The following is a 14,120-nucleotide window of genomic DNA, read 5'->3' as shown; positions in this document are numbered from 1 at the left end:
AACCAGCGCGAACAACCCCCGTACAGTGGGGACGAATTGGACCCTGAAGCAGGGGTCCGGCGGACCCGGCGGATCTACGGCTCAGGGGGTGGCGGCGTGGCGGACGGCGGCCCCGTGGAGCACGGGTATCCGCATCTGGAGACCGTGCGCGCGGCCATCACGGCGCTGTACCGGCGGCTTTCGTACGACACCGTCCACACCTTCGACACCAGCGTCGCCCCGGCCGACGTGGCCTTCTGCGACCAGGACGACCTGTATCTGGGCGTGCAGCGGGTGGCCCGCGAGATGGTCAGGCACCTGCGCCTGCCGGACGCCCGCATGATCGTGTCGTTCCGCGAGATGGAGCACGCGGCGTACGTCGAACTGGCCGCGGGACCGGAGTACTTCATCGAGCTGAACGACCGGTTCCGCAGCCACCGCAGGGACATCGGCGCGGCCCTCGCACACGAGGTGATGCACGTCTATCTGCACCGGCTCGACCTGTCGTTCCCGGGCACGCGCGCCAACGAGATCCTGACCGACACGGCGACGACCTACCTGGGCGCGGGCTGGCTGCTCCTGGACGCCTACCGCGAGGACCGCGCCTCCTCGCAGAAGCTCGGCTATCTGACGCCGGAGGAGTTCGGCTACGTCCTCGCCAAGCGGGCCATCGCGTTCGGCGAGGCACCCGAGACGTGGTTCACCAGCCCGCAGGCGTACACGGCGTATACGAAAGGCCTCGCGCAGGCCCGCCGGGACGAGCAGCAGCCCCCGCTGACGGCGGCGGGCTGGGCGGGGCGGCGGCGGTACGCCAAGGACCGCCGGTACGCCCAGGACCACGGCACGGCACCGGGACGCGGCCCCGGGCGCGCAGACGGCCCGTACTCCTTCTCCCGCTCCGACGGCACGGGCCCCCTGCGGGTGTCCTTCCCCTGCCCGACCTGCCACCAGCGCATCCGAGTCCCGGCACGCGGCCGCATGCGGGCACGGTGCGGCCTGTGCAGGACGGTGCTGGAGTGCGATACGTGAGCGGGCGCGATGACGCCTGCGGTTCGGTGGCGCGCCCTGAAGGGGCGCGGGGAACTGCGCGACCAGCCACGACGGACCCGCAGGCGAACCAGGACCTGATGCGGCACATCCAGCGAAGCGCCTAGCTCCAATGCCCGGGCCGGGCAACCCGCAGCGGCAGCCGGGTCGCGCCGTCGCCGCGGGCGGCGTTGATCTGCGTCTGGGTAAGAAAGACGGCACCGGTGAGGTCGGCGCCGCGCACATCGGTGTCGCGCAGATCGGCACCGATAAGGTCGGCGGCGCGCAGATCCGCCCCGCGCAGGTCGGCGCCGATGAGGTAACTACCGCGCAGGTCCGCCCCGCGCAAATCCGCGCCCTTGAGCCGGGCGCCGATGAGATCGGCACCGCGCCGGTCCTTGCGCTTCCCCTTGCCGTGCGGGCCGCGCACCAACTCGCTGACCCGCAGCAGCAGGACGTTGACCTCCTGGCGGCGGGCGGCCACGTCGAGGTCGGCGAGTTCCTGCGGGGTGCCGTCCGCGAGCCGCTCGACGCCTTCGAGGGCGCGCCGCAGCTCGCCGCGCATCGCCTTGGCGACGGGCAGCTCCACGGCCTCGCTCAAGTACCAGAGCAGTTCGTGCAGTTGGCGTACGACGGGGAAGACCGCGAACATCTCCTTCGCCCGGTCCGGATCGCCGCGCCAGCCGTCGCCCGCGTACGTCTGCTGCGACACTTTCTGGCCCGCGCCGAAGCAGTCGTACACAGTGCAGCCGCTGTACCCGCGCTGCCGCAGGTCGCGGTGGATGCCGCAGCGGTGGTCCTCCTGGAGGTTGCCGCAGGGCTCCCCGGCCCGCTTGTCGACGGCGAAGTCGGACGAGGCGGTGAAGGTGAGGGCCACGCAGCACAGCCCGAAACAACTGCCGCAATCGGCCCGCAACTCCGTCGTCATGCCACCCTCTCCGACCCGCGCGGCCGGCCCGTTCTCCGTCATGCCCGTCGCGTCTCCGTCATGCCCGTCGCGCCGTCCCGCCTCGCTCACGCCGCCGCGCTGCCACCCCTGCCGCCACGCCGGCCACGTCCGCCGCGGCGCCGGGCCGCGCCGCCCGTACCGCCCGTACCGCTCGCTGCGCCCGCGCCGCGGTTTCCGCGCGCGCCGCTGTTCCCGCGCCCGCCGCCGGACGGGGCCTTGCGCTGGGCCACGACCTGGACGGGCGGCGCGATGACGACCGGCACACCGGACGGCTCGCGCGCCCCAGTGATCGTCACCAGTTCCTCGGAGGACGAACGGACCGCCACGGCCTGCGGCTTGATGCCCGCGTCCGACATCAGCCGGGCCACCTCACGCTTCTCGTCGGGCAGGACGAGCGTGACGACGCGCCCGGACTCCCCCGCCCTGGCGGTACGGCCGCCGCGGTGCAGGTAGTCCTTGTGGTCGACGGGCGGGTCCACGTTCACGACCAGGTCCAGGTCGTCGACGTGGATGCCGCGCGCGGCCACGTTGGTGGCGACGAGCACGCTGACCTCGCCGCTCTTGAACTGCTCCAGGGTGCGGGTGCGCTGCGGCTGGGAGCGCCCGCCGTGCAGGCCGGAGGCGCGCACGCCGTTCGCGAGGAGCCGCTTGGTGAAGCGGTCCACGGCCCGCTTGGTGTGCAGGAACAGGATGACGTTGCCCTCGCGGGCGGCGATGCGCAGGGCGACCGCCTTCTTGTCCGTCTCGTCGGCGACGTACAGGACGTGGTGCTCCATCGTGGTCACCGCACCCGCGGAGGGGTCGACGGAGTGCACGACGGGATCGCTGAGGTAGCCCCGGACGAGGCGGTCCACGTTCCGGTCCAGGGTCGCGGAGAACAGCATGGTCTGGCCGCCGGGCTCCACCTGCCCGAGCAGCGCGGTGACCTGCGGCAGAAAGCCCATGTCGGCCATCTGGTCGGCCTCGTCGAGGACGGTGACGCGCACCCGGGAGAGGTCGCAGTCGCCGCGGTCGATGAGGTCCTTCAGGCGGCCCGGGGTGGCGACGAGCACCTCGACGCCGCGGCGCAGCGTCGCGGCCTGCTTGTTGATCGACAGGCCGCCGACGACGGCGGCGACGCGCAGGTTCACGGACGTGGCGTACGGCGCGAGCGCGTCGGTGACCTGCTGGGCGAGCTCACGCGTGGGGACCAGGACGAGGGCCAGCGGCTGGCCGGGCTCGGCGCGGCGGCCCGCGGTGCGGCCGAGCACGGCCAGGCCGAACGCGAGGGTCTTGCCGGAGCCGGTGCGGCCGCGGCCGAGCACGTCACGGCCGGCGAGGGAGTTCGGCAGGGTGGCGGCCTGGATCGGGAAGGGCGTGGTGACGCCCTGCGCGGCGAGGGTCTTCAACAGCGCCTCGGGCATGTCGAGGTCGCCGAACTCCTCGACGGCGGGCAGCGCGGGGGTGCTGCTCTCGGGCAGCGCGAAGTCGGCGGGCGCGGTGCGTGCCGGGGCGGGGCGTGCCGTCTTGCGGCCGCCTCGGCCGCCGCCGTTCACCGGTCGCTTACCGCCGGCGTCGCCCCCGCTCTTCCTGCCGGAGTCGGCCGTGCCCTGGCCCTGTCGACTGGGCGACGAGCCTGCCGTGCCGCGGGTGGCCGAGCCTGCCGTGCGGGCATTCGATGAGCGCCGGCGGGCGGGGCGCGCGGGACGGTCGGGGCGATTCATGGGGCAAGCCTTCCTGGCCGGTGACAGCACAAGCCGGGACCCGCACCGTGGTGGTGCGGGCCCCGGCTGCGAGGTTCGCGATGCGCGACGCTCAGGCGGGAACGATGTTCTCGGCCTGCAGGCCCTTCTGGCCCTGGGTCACGTCGAAGGAAACCTTCTGGCCCTCCAGGAGCTCACGGAAGCCCTGGGTGGCGATGTTGGAGTAGTGGGCGAAGACGTCGGGGCCGCCGCCGTCCTGCTCGATGAAGCCGAAGCCCTTTTCCGAGTTGAACCACTTCACGGTTCCAGTTGCCATGTCAATCTCCTCAACAGGGGCAGATTAAGGAGAGCCACGGAATTGTGGTCCTCCCAGCGCTGCAAGGACCCCCATCCGGAGAGACCGGGGTCCGGCCCGTGATTGAGCCGGAAAAACAAAATAATGCGCCCTCGGAAGCATCCCGTCAGGCGCACATAAAGTTCATGGGTACCAAAACTGCAACGGTCAACACTAACATGCGCCCGGTCCCCGGAAGCGGGGGGCTTCCGGGAACCGGTTCGCGGGGACGTACGCGTCAGGCGGGTCCACGCGGACGTACGCCCTACTCGGGTCCACGCGGACGTACGCCTCACTCCGCGTGCGCCGCCGCCCGCCGCGGCAGCGCCAGGCACAGCACCGCGCACAGCGCGAACCCGGCCACCACCCACGGCATCGCCGCGCCGAGCGCGTCCGTGAGGCCCGACGACGTACCGGAAGGGCCGTGTCCCGCGGACGGGACATGATCGAAGAAGACCGTCCCGATGGCCGCCGCGCCGAGCGCCCCGCCGAACTGCTGGGCCGTGGAGAAGATGCCGGACGCCCCGCCCGCGATGTCGCCGGGCACGGCCGAGAGGACCACGTTCACCAGCGGTACGACCAGGAATCCGAGCCCCGCGCCCGCCACCACGAGCCCCGGCACCAGCGGCCACGCCCCGGTGTGCGCGGTGCTCGATTCCGCGACCGCCGACCACACCCAGGCGAAACCGCCCGCCATCATTAGCGACCCGGCGACGAGCACAAGCCGCCCGAAGCGCACGGCGAGCCCGTCCGCGGCGGGCGCGGTCAGGAAGCCGCCGACGGAGAAGGCGACGGTGACGACGCCGGCCTGCATCGGCGTATAGCCCTCGCTGCCCTGCAGCCAGATCGCGAAGACCAGGAAGAAGCCCTGCATGCCGACGGAGAACAGGAGCTGCACCAGGACGCCCACGGAGAACGCGGGCAGCTTGAAGGCACGCGCGGGCAGCAGCGGCACGACCCGGTGGGAGCGGCGGCGCCCCTCGACGACGCCGAGCCCGGCGAGCGCGGCCACCCCGGCGCCCAGGCACACCCAGCCCCACACCGGCCAGCCGTTGGCGCGGCCCTGGACCAGCGGCAGCACGACGGCGACGAGCGCCCCGGCCAGGACCAGGCTGCCGAGCACGTCGGGCCGCCCGGCGGAGCGCTCGCGCGTGGCCGGCACGAGGACGGCTCCGGCGACGAAGGTGGCGACGGCCACCGGGATGTTCACCAGGAACACCGAGCGCCAGCCCCAGCCGAACAGGTCGGCGTCCGTGAGCAGCCCGCCGAGCAGCAGCCCGATCGCGGAGGCGAAGCCGGCCACGGCTCCGTACATCCCGAAGGCCTGGCCGCGCTCCTTGCCCCGGAACAGCGTGCGGAAGGAGCCGAGCACCTGGGGCATGAGGAGCGCCGCCATGACGCCCTGCACGGCGCGCGCCGCCACGAGCTGCCCCGGTGACTGCGCGATCCCGCAGGCCAGGCTCGCGAGGCCGAAGCCCGCGGTGCCGGCCAGGAAGAGGAGCTTGCGGCCGTACCGGTCGCCGAGGTGTCCGGCGACGATCAGGGTGGCGGCGAAGCCGAGCAGATAGGCGGAGACGATCCACTGCAGCGCACTCTCGGACGCGCCGAGGTCCCGCCCGATCGACGGGATCGCGACGTTCACGATCGTCACGTCGAGCAGGTCCATGAGGGCGGCGACCATCATCACGACGGCGGCGGCCCAGCGTCGCGGGTGCGGGGCGGCGGCCGCGCCGTCGGCCGGCGGGGTGGTCAGGGTGGCGGTCATGTCGGCTCCAGGTCTCCCTCGGATTTATTTCGTTCGGCCGAACGAAACAGTTGCACGGGCCGCCCGGTGATCGCAAGTCTTTCGTTCGACCGAACGAACTTCTTGCTAGGCTCGATCCATGCCGAAGAGCCGCACGCCACAGGAGCCGGACGGGAAGTCCGGGCAGGAGCCGGGGCGGGAGAAGCCGCAGGACCCGGAGCGCGCCGAGGTCATGGCCCGCCTGGCCGCGTCGGGCCGGGCCAACAGCGCGGTCACCGTGATGTTCCACTCGGCCGTCGCCGCCCGGCAGGGCCTGAACGCCACCGAGAGCAAGACCCTCGACCTGCTCATCCGCAAGGGCCCGCTCACCGCCAAGGACCTCGCCGCCGAGACCGGCCTCGCTCCCGCGTCCGTGACGGGCCTCGTCGACCGCCTGGAGTCCAAGGGCTACGTACGCCGGGTGAAGCACCCCACGGACAAGCGGCGGGTCCTGGTGGAGATCCGCATGGAGAAAATGGCGGGCATGACGGAGGTCTTCGCGGACTGGGCACGCGAAGTGGAGGAACTCTGCGAGGAGTTCACCACCGAGGAGCTGGAGACGGTCATCCGCTTCCTGGACGGCGCGGCGGAACGCCAGCGGCGGGCGGCGGCGCGGCTCTCGCAGTAGCGGCCGATTTCCCCGGGGGCCTCACCCGCCACCCCGATATTGACGCTCCGTCAAATAACCCGCGTACGCGCCTTCCTCCTTCACGCGGCCGTCGTTACCGTCCCACCCGATCCCGGCCGGACAATCGCTCGGCCGGACGGTGACGGTACGGAAAGGCGGCCCGATGCGCAGCAGCACTCGTACTCGCCCACGCACCCGTACGGCGGCGGCCGCGGCCGCGGTCCTCGCGCTCGTCCTGGGCGCCGCGCCCGCTGCGACGGCCCACGCCGCACCGGCGGCACCCCACTCCTCGTACAGCAAGGCGTACACCAAGACCACGCACGCCAAGGCCGCCGACGCGCCCCGGCAGATACCCCTCCAGGGCGCCGTCAACGTCCGTGACGTGGGCGGATACCGCACCTACGACGGGGAGCCGGTCCGCCACGGCAGGGTCTTCCGGGCGGACGCGCTGAGCAGGCTCACGGACGCGGACGTCGCGAAGGTGGCGGGGCTCGGCCTGCGGAAGGTGGTGGATTTCCGGGTCGCGGAGGAGGTCGCGTACGACGGCCCGGACCGGCTGCCCGCCGGTCGGGCCGTGACCTCGCGCCCCGTCACCGACAACGGCCTGTTCCGCCAGCTCATGACCGTGATCGGCTCCCGGGACCCGGTCAAGCAGGAGGAGATGCTGGGCGGGGGGAGGGCCGAGGCATTCATGCGGGACGTGTACCGCACGTTCGTCACCGACGCCACGGACCGCGCGCAGTTCGGGGCGACGCTGCGCGACATCGCGGCGGGCGGCACTTCCACACCGCTGCTGTACCACTGCACGTCGGGCAAGGACCGCACGGGCTGGACGACGTACGTGCTCCTGCGCGCCGTAGGCGTGCCCGAACGCACCGCCGTGCAGGACTACTTGGCGTCCAACACCTTCCGCGCCGCGTACGACGCGAAGCTGCGCGAGACGCTCAAGCAGACCGGCATGATGCAGAACCCCGACCTGCTGATCCCGCTCCAGGAGGTCCGCACCGGCTACCTGGAGGCGGCGCTCGCCGAGGTGAAGCAGCGGTACGGGAGCTTCGGCGGCTACCTGACGAAGGGCCTGGGCGTGGACGCGGGGACGCTGGTCGAGCTGCGGCGTGCGCTGGTGACGTGACGGTGCGTCAAGTGGCCAAGGCGGCGGCCGCCCGCGAGCCGGGCGACGACGACGTGACGATGCCGCGCTCGCGTGCCGCCGCCAGCCACCGCGGGAACTCGCCGACCAGCCGGTCGTACAGGGCGTCGTCGGGCAGCGCGAGCGGGTCCTTCCCCGCGTGGAAGAACCCGGCGTTGTCGACGACGCGCCTGGCCGGGACGGCGAGTTCGTCGAGCCGCCGCAGATAGTCGAACTGCTTGCTTCTCGGGTCGCCGAACCCGACGAACTGCCAGAACAGCGGCAGCTTGGCCGCCTTGCACAGATAACGTTCGGCGGCGGTCCTGCTCAGCGGACCGCCGTCGGTCTGGAAGACGACGAGCGCGGGTGTGTCCGCCCCGCTGTCGAGATAGTGGTCGATCACCGCGTCCATCGCCGCGTGGTAGTTGGTCTGCCCCATGTGCCCGAGCCCGGCGGCGATCTCCTCGATGCGACCGTGGTGCCGGGCCAGCTCGATGTCGGCGACCGCGTCCACGTCGGTCGAGAAGAAGACGACGGGTACGACACCGTCGTCGTCCAGGTGCGCGGAGAGGCCGAGCACCCGGTCGGCGAGGCCCTGCACGCTGCCGTCCGTGAAGTACGGCCGCATGGACCCGGAGTGGTCGATCACGAGATAGACCGCTGCCCGCTCGCCCTCAAGACCGTGGGCGCGGAGCCGTGCTCCGGCCGACTTGTAGAGGCTGACCAGCGCGGGCGCCTCCGCCCGCACCTTCTCCAGACTGATGGCCGCCGCCCCCATCAGGTCGCCGGGGCGGTGAGGAAGTCGACGGCGAGGCGCTGGAATTCGGCGGCCTTCTCCACGTACGCCAGGTGTCCGCAGCGCGGGAACACGTGCAGCCGGGCGTCGGGCATCGCCTTGAGCGCGACGAACGCGCCGTCGACCGGGTTGACCCGGTCCTCGCGCCCCCACGTCAGGAGCGTGGGCCGGCCGACCCGGTGCGCTTCGCGCCACAGCATGGCGTCCTGCGGCCACTTGGCCATCGCGGCGCCGATGCGCTGCGCGCCGAGCCGGGCCTCGGGGGCGATCGCCTGCGCGTACCGCTCCTCGACGAGGTCGTCGGTCACGAACGAGGGGTCGTGCACGAGGGAGGTGAGGAAGGCCCGCAGGTGCTCGCGGGTCGGTTCGGGGGCGAGGTTGAACTCGACGAGCCGCTTGACGCCCTCGGTGGGCTCGGCCGTGAACAGGTTGAGCGCGAGGCCCGCGGGCGCCGTCAGGAGGAGCCGGTCGACTTTGTCCGGGTGGTCGAGCGCCAGGCGCACACACACGCCGCCACCAAGCGACGCCCCCGCGAAGTGGGCCTTGCCGATGCCGAGTTCGTCCAGGAGCGCGGCCACGGCGTCCGCGCTGAAGGAGAAGAAGTCCTTGTCGAGCTCGGGCTTGTCGGACCGGCCGAAGCCGGGCTGGTCGACGAGGATCGTACGGAAATGGGCGGCGAAGCCCGCCAGCGCCGCCCCATAGGCCGACCAGGCCCCGGCCCCCGGCCCGCCCCCGTGCAACATGACCAACACCGGCGCGTCAGGGTCCGCGGGCCCCGCCTCGTGATAGTGCAGGGCAAGCCCCGCTGTCCGCGCGACACGGGAGGTGCTCTCGTACGTCATAGTCACGCCCCTATGCTCCCTCACCCACCACCTCCCCCGACCACCCACCCCAATCGCCGCCGCGAACGAGCGGAGAAGAAGCCGAAAGGGCGGGTGGGTGGGGAATTAGCCCGTCCGGCGATTGAGGACGAGCGCGCAGCGCGATCGGCCCGAGCCTAGGCCGGCCGGTCCTCGAAGGCGGGCAGTGCGAAGATCCTGACCTTCGCGTCGTCGGACATGAGCTCCACCAGGGGCAGCACCAGCTCCCAGAGATCCCGCTTGCCGACCTCGCGCACGAGGGCATCGAGTTCACCGTCGGACAGCTCCGCGGCCCGCGCCGCCACGACCTCGCGGGAGCCCTCGGGCAGCACCTCCACGAGGGGCAGGAACTCGCCCCACAGCCCCGTGGCCACGACAGCCGGCACCACCCCGCCGAGAACGTCGGCGTCCCGCAACGAAGGCAGCCCCGCCACCGTACGCAGTTCGCTCTCGTCGAGCAGCGCGACCAGCGGCAGCAACGACTCCCAGAGCCCCTGCTCGGCCACGGTCACCACGAGCGGGTCGAGCCGTTCGGCGGGCTGCGCGGCGGCCAGCGCCGCGATCCGCCCGCGCTGCTCCCCCGTCACCATCCCGGCGACGGCCAGCGCCTCGGGCCACAGCCCCTCCGCGGCGGCCGTCGCGATGACGGCGGCGAGCCGCTCCTCGCCCATCAACTCGACGATCTGCCCGAGCCGTTCGGGAATGTCGACGAAGAAGCCGGTGCGCAGCACCACCGCGTCCGCGACCTGCGGCAGGATCCGCCGCAGCGCGCTGTCGCGCAGATGGCCGACGAAGCGCCCCATGGTGATGTGGTCCTCGCGCTCGGCGAGGGCGACGGCGATGCGGACGAGCAGGTTCTCGTCGAGGCGGTCGACGATGCCGCTGATCCGCCGCGGGTCGAGGTGCCCGCACGACTCGGCCGTGAAGGACACCGGCAGCTTCTCGATGATGTCGGCGGCCCGGGCGGGTTCGAGGCGCCCGGCGACGGCGGCGGCGAGCCGGGGCCCCAGCGCCTTCTGGGAGATCGCGGCGGCCACCCCGGCGGGCACGAGCTTCGTCGCGGACGCGATCCGGTCGAGCATCTCGGGCGCCCGGTCGTACAGCGCCGCGACGCAGTCGGCACGGAAGCGGCGTACGTCCTCGACGGGCAGTGCCCCCAGGAACGCGAGCTCGTCCGGCTCGACGCCCAGGAGGCGGGCGGTCTTCAGGGTCTCGGCCCTGCCGCGCAGCTTGTCCATGCTGTCCTCGCCCCCGGCCTAACGGAAGAGAATCCGGCGTACGGGCCCGCGGGCCAGCGCGGGCACCAGCTTCAGGGCCTCCTCGGCCGCCTGGTTCAGGCCGGACGCCCGGCTCTCGCGCTCGCGGCGCAGCGCGTCCGCGAGCAACGCGAGCTGCTCGGGCGCGAGTTGGGCGAAGGACTCCGGGGGCCGGGCCCCCAGCTCCGTCTTCAGTTTCTCCAGTGCTTCGGTGCTCACGGGACCTCCCGAGGGGTGCGGTGGCCTTCAAGGTCCCGAGCGTGGAGCGAAATTGAATATTAGTCAATAGCGATGGCAGTGCAAACGAAAGGGGGTACGGGACCTGTGCCGTGCCGTGGCACAGGTCCCGTACCCCCTCGCGCGGATCAGCCCTTGACCGCTCCCGCCGCGAGCCCCGACCCGAGCCTGCGGTGCACGATCACGAAGAAGAGCATGACGGGCACGGTGACCAGCGTGGAGCTGGCCATGACGGGCCCCCAGGACGTGGTGTTCTCCCCGAAGAACTGGAAGATGCCCACCGCCGCCGTGTACTTGTCGCTGCCCTTCATGAAGGTGTACGCGAAGACGAACTCGTTCCACGCCGTGATGAACGCGAAGATCGAGGTCGCCACCAGGCCCGGCGCGACCAGCGGAAGCAGCACCGACCAGAACATCCGCGGCCAGGACGCGCCGTCGATGTACGCCGCCTCCTCGACCTCCTTGGGCACCGCCGCGACGAACCCGCGCAGCGTCCAGATCGCGAACGGCAGCGACAGGGCGATGTAGACGATCGACAGGCCGAGCAGCGAGTTGAGCATCTCGTAGTCCCGCATCTGGATGAACAGCGGGATGACCAGCGCCTCCAGCGGCACCATCTGCACGATCAGGATCATGATCAGTACGGAGGTGCGGAACCTGAACTTGAAGCGGGCCACCGCGATCGCCGCGAACAGCGAGAGCAGCGCCGCCGCCAGGATGGTGCTGATGCCGACGACGGCCGAATTCAGCAGGTACTGGCCGAAGTTGCCCCGGTCGAAGACGAACTCGAAGTGCTCGAGGCTGATGCCGCTCGGCAGCAGGTCCGAGCCGCGCGTGAGCGCCTTCGGGTCGAGCGCGGTGGAGACCATCCAGTAGACGGGGAAGAGGGTGAAGACGAGCAGCGCGGCCACCGAGAGCGGCAGGCCGATGCGCGAGGCGAGCGAGGTGCGACGGGTGCTCACAGGTCCTCCTCCCCCTGCCGGAACAGTGTCCGGATGTAGACGATGGTGATGGCGAGCAGCAGCAGCGTCAGGAGGACGGCGGCCGCGGCGCCCGCCCCGTAGTCGTTCTTGGCGAACGCCTCGATGTACGAGTACACGCCGAGGTTGTAGACGTCCGGGTTCTCGCCGGCGCCTCCCGGCATCAGGAAGACCTGGGTGAAGACCTTGAAGTCCCAGATGGTGGAGAGGATGGTCACCACCAGGAAGACGGGCTTGATGGTCGGCACGGTGATCTGCCAGAACCGCTGCCAGGCGTTGGCGCCGTCGATCTCCCCGGCCTCGTACAGCTCCTTCGGAATCGTCAGGAGCCCCGCGAGGACGGTGATCGCCACGAACGGGAAGCCGTGGTGCACCACGTTGATCGTGGCGATGGCGTAGAACGGCAGGCGCTCGGTGAACCAGTTGGTGGTCTCGGCGTCGATCAGGCCCATGGAGTCCGCGAGCTGGCTGACCATGCCGTCCTCCGGCGAGAACAGCCAGATCCATACGTACGTCCCGGTCACCGCGGGCATCGCCCAGGCGGCCAGGATCGACACGGAGCAGATCAGCTTCCAGGTCGGGCCGAGGCGGTTGAGGAGCAGCGCCACGGCCGTGCCGAGGGCGACGGTCAGGCCGACGCAGGCGAACGCGAAGAACACCGTGTTCGGCAGGACCGTCTTCCACAGCAGGTCGCCGGTCAGCAGGTCCTTGTAGTGGTCGAAGCCGGTGAACGTGGCCTCGCCGCCGCCGAACTTGACCTTGTAGTCCTGCAGCGACAGCTTGCCGACCTGGATCAGCGGCCACAGCAGCAGACCCGCGAGCACGATCAGCGAGGGGGCCAGCAGGAGCCAGGGGCGGGTGAGCGTGGTCCTTCTCTTGCGGCGGCGCGCGGCCTCACCGTCGTCGGAGGAGCGGGAGCGAAGGCTCGAAGAGCCGGAGGAACCGGCCTTCGAGCCGTCGTCGACGAGAATGTCTTTCACTGAGCGACTCGTCCCTGTGTGGCTACTTGTCCTTGGCGAAGATCTCGTCCATGTCCTTCGCCGCCTTGTCCGCGGCGTCCTTCACGGACGACTTGCCGGTGAGGATCGACTGCACCATTCCGGGGATGACCTTCGACGCCTGGATCTCGCCGTACGCCTTCGTCTTCGGCACCGTGGCGCCGGCCTCGATCATCTGCTTCGCGAACGGCTCGACCAGCGGGTCCTTCTGGCCCTCGATCTTCTTCAGCTCGGAGTTCTGGCCGGGGAAGTAGTTGGTCTGCTTGGCCCACTTCGCGGCGAACTCACCGGTGGTCATGAGCTTGACCAGCTCCCAGGCGAGGTCCTTCTTGTCCGTGTTGAACGCGGACAGGTAGGAGCCGCCGAGGAAGGACTTGCTCATCCCGCCGTTCTGGCCCGGGATCGGCACGGCGCCGAGCTTGCCCTTGAGCTTGGGGTTCGCGTCGGTGATGGCCTTCGGCGTCCAGTTGCCGCCGATCGCCATGGCGATCTGGCTCTTGTTCCAGGCGTCGCCGACCTCCTTCTCGGTCCAGGTGTTCACCTTGGCCGGGGAGACCTTGTCCTTGGTGGCGAGGCCCGTGTAGAACTCGATGCCCTTGATCGCCTCGGGCGAGTTGATGGCGGACTTCCACTCGTCGCCGTCCTGGGTGGCGAGTTCACCGCCCGCGCCCCAGATGAAGGGGGTCGCGAACATCTCCGCGCCGCCCGCCACCGGGAACGGGATGAGACCCGGCTCCTTCTCCTTCAGCGTCTTCGCCGTGGCCTGGAGCTCCTTCCAGGTCGTCGGCGGCTTCAGGTTGTGCTTCTCGAAGATGTCCTTGCGGTAGACGATGGACCGTACGCCCGCGTACCACGGCATGCCGTACTGCTTGCCGTCCAGCGTGCCGGCGTCCTTCAGGCCCTCGACGAGGTCGTTGTTGAGCCCGGCCTTCTTCACGTCGTCCGTCACGTCGACGAGTGCTTCCGTCTCCGCGAACTGCGGCACCCAGGTCGTGCCGACCTCCGCGACGTCCGGAACCTGGTCCTCGCCGCCCTCGATGGCCGTCGTGAACTTCTTCTGGGCGGTGGCCCACTGCTGGTACTCGACCTTGATCTTGGCGCCGGTCTTCTTCTCGAAGGCAGCGCCGACCTCCTTGAAGAAGGGCCGGGGGTCGGGGTTGGTGCCCTCCATGATCCATACGGTGAGCGTCTTGCCCTTGCCCTCGACCTTGCCGCCGTTGTCGCCGCTGTCGCCGCCGTCATCGCCGCCGCACGCGGTTGCGGTCAGACCGAGCGCCAAGGCGATACAACCCGCCGCGATGACACGTCGCTTCATGCCGGCCCCCTTCAGGTTCCTTTGGTGAAAGCGATTCTGGTCACACAGAGTGTGGGCGGTCTAGACCCTTTCGGCGAAGCGGCCGAACCGTAATCACCATTGCGCGGTGCGCTGCGCTGTGTTTGAGCAGTTGACTACACCGCCGCTTCGCGGCGGATTTTCCCCCAC

General features: G+C 70.8%; 14 protein-coding genes. 3 read left to right on the top strand and 11 right to left on the bottom strand.

Going from position 1 to position 14,120, the window contains the following annotated elements:
* Window positions 1-96 precede the first annotated feature (96 nt).
* Window positions 97-1,008, top strand: a complete 912-nt coding sequence (locus tag AC0KTA_RS28745; RefSeq protein ID WP_481056597.1) for a hypothetical protein — start codon at window positions 97-99, stop codon at window positions 1,006-1,008.
* Between the two features lie 121 nt (window positions 1,009-1,129).
* On the opposite strand, the gene AC0KTA_RS28740 is transcribed toward AC0KTA_RS28745, so the two are convergent.
* From AC0KTA_RS28740 to AC0KTA_RS28725, 4 genes are all read right to left on the bottom strand, one after another.
* On the bottom strand, window positions 1,130-1,975 hold the full coding sequence (locus AC0KTA_RS28740; RefSeq protein WP_481051115.1) for a pentapeptide repeat-containing protein: 846 nt from the start codon (window positions 1,973-1,975) through the stop codon (window positions 1,130-1,132).
* 44 nt (window positions 1,976-2,019) lie between these two features.
* Complete coding sequence (locus AC0KTA_RS28735; RefSeq protein WP_481051114.1) at window positions 2,020-3,657, bottom strand: DEAD/DEAH box helicase; 1,638 nt, start codon at window positions 3,655-3,657, stop codon at window positions 2,020-2,022.
* Between the two features lie 91 nt (window positions 3,658-3,748).
* Window positions 3,749-3,952, bottom strand: a complete 204-nt coding sequence (locus tag AC0KTA_RS28730) for a cold-shock protein (protein WP_055701108.1) — start codon at window positions 3,950-3,952, stop codon at window positions 3,749-3,751.
* A gap of 310 nt (window positions 3,953-4,262) precedes the next feature.
* Window positions 4,263-5,735: an MFS transporter gene (locus tag AC0KTA_RS28725; protein WP_481051113.1), complete on the bottom strand. Its 1,473-nt coding sequence runs from the start codon at window positions 5,733-5,735 to the stop codon at window positions 4,263-4,265.
* Between the two features lie 118 nt (window positions 5,736-5,853).
* Between AC0KTA_RS28725 and AC0KTA_RS28720 the strand changes: the two genes are divergently transcribed.
* Window positions 5,854-6,381: a MarR family winged helix-turn-helix transcriptional regulator gene (locus AC0KTA_RS28720; RefSeq protein ID WP_481051112.1), complete on the top strand. Its 528-nt coding sequence runs from the start codon at window positions 5,854-5,856 to the stop codon at window positions 6,379-6,381.
* 163 nt (window positions 6,382-6,544) lie between these two features.
* A complete protein-coding gene (locus AC0KTA_RS28715; RefSeq protein ID WP_481051111.1) occupies window positions 6,545-7,513 on the top strand; it encodes a tyrosine-protein phosphatase in 969 nt (322 codons plus the stop codon).
* 7 nt (window positions 7,514-7,520) lie between these two features.
* On the opposite strand, the gene AC0KTA_RS28710 is transcribed toward AC0KTA_RS28715, so the two are convergent.
* The 7 genes from AC0KTA_RS28710 to AC0KTA_RS28680 all read right to left on the bottom strand — a co-directional run bounded on the left by AC0KTA_RS28710 (window position 7,521) and on the right by AC0KTA_RS28680 (window position 13,952).
* A complete protein-coding gene (locus AC0KTA_RS28710; RefSeq protein WP_481051110.1) occupies window positions 7,521-8,288 on the bottom strand; it encodes a vWA domain-containing protein in 768 nt (255 codons plus the stop codon).
* Entirely contained in the window at window positions 8,288-9,148 is an 861-nt protein-coding gene (gene hsaD, locus AC0KTA_RS28705) for a 4,5:9,10-diseco-3-hydroxy-5,9,17-trioxoandrosta-1(10),2-diene-4-oate hydrolase (protein ID WP_481056596.1), read from the bottom strand. The genes AC0KTA_RS28710 and hsaD overlap by 1 nt, the downstream gene beginning before the upstream one ends.
* A 155-nt stretch (window positions 9,149-9,303) precedes the next feature.
* Window positions 9,304-10,404 carry a hypothetical protein gene (locus AC0KTA_RS28700; protein WP_481051109.1) on the bottom strand — a complete coding sequence of 367 codons (1,101 nt, stop codon included), beginning with the start codon at window positions 10,402-10,404 and terminating at the stop codon, window positions 9,304-9,306.
* Window positions 10,405-10,422: 18 nt separating this feature from the next.
* The gene (locus AC0KTA_RS28695) at window positions 10,423-10,641 is read right to left on the bottom strand and encodes a hypothetical protein (RefSeq protein WP_481051108.1); all 219 of its coding nucleotides are present in this window, start codon (window positions 10,639-10,641) and stop codon (window positions 10,423-10,425) included.
* A gap of 146 nt (window positions 10,642-10,787) precedes the next feature.
* The gene (locus AC0KTA_RS28690) at window positions 10,788-11,621 is read right to left on the bottom strand and encodes a carbohydrate ABC transporter permease (protein ID WP_481051107.1); all 834 of its coding nucleotides are present in this window, start codon (window positions 11,619-11,621) and stop codon (window positions 10,788-10,790) included.
* Complete coding sequence (locus AC0KTA_RS28685) at window positions 11,618-12,619, bottom strand: carbohydrate ABC transporter permease (RefSeq protein WP_481051106.1); 1,002 nt, start codon at window positions 12,617-12,619, stop codon at window positions 11,618-11,620. The genes AC0KTA_RS28690 and AC0KTA_RS28685 overlap by 4 nt, the downstream gene beginning before the upstream one ends.
* 22 nt (window positions 12,620-12,641) lie before the next feature.
* Window positions 12,642-13,952: a sugar ABC transporter substrate-binding protein gene (locus tag AC0KTA_RS28680; RefSeq protein ID WP_481051105.1), complete on the bottom strand. Its 1,311-nt coding sequence runs from the start codon at window positions 13,950-13,952 to the stop codon at window positions 12,642-12,644.
* Window positions 13,953-14,120: the final 168 nt, after the last annotated feature.

The organism is Streptomyces sp. Y309 (assembly GCF_056712025.1).
Note: the sequence above shows the minus strand (reverse complement) of the source record. Positions and strands in the feature narration are given on the sequence as shown.